The following is a 312-nucleotide window of genomic DNA, read 5'->3' as shown; positions in this document are numbered from 1 at the left end:
AAAGTCAGCGTCCAATCAATCTATAATTACCTTTATCAAAATAAAGCACGCTATGAACAATTCAAACCTTATCTAAGACGAAAAGGTAAAGCTTATCGGCATTGCAAGGCACCGAGTACTAAAGAAGGAGACCGCCGATATAAACGGTCAATTAAACAACGTCCAAGTTATGTAGAAAGTCGGAAAACGCAAGGACATTGGGAGGGCGATACCATAATTAGCCGTAAAGACAAACAAGCATTGTTGACGTTAGTTGAGCGCAAAACTGGACTCGTACTCATTGGACGCCTTAATCAACGCACCGCCTCCGAA

General features: G+C 42.0%; 1 protein-coding gene. It reads left to right on the top strand.

Annotated elements, in window-relative coordinates; all coding sequences use genetic code 11:
* Positions 1–312: IS30 family transposase (locus GQ598_RS10985; RefSeq protein WP_160404147.1), on the top strand; the 312-nt coding region annotated here is incomplete at both ends.

It is taken from the genome of Gilliamella sp. Pas-s95, assembly GCF_009795795.1.
Taxonomy (GTDB): Bacteria; Pseudomonadota; Gammaproteobacteria; order Enterobacterales; family Orbaceae; genus Gilliamella; species Gilliamella bombicola.
The sequence above is the reverse complement of the archived record's forward strand: the minus strand, read 5'-3'. Positions and strand labels throughout refer to the sequence as shown.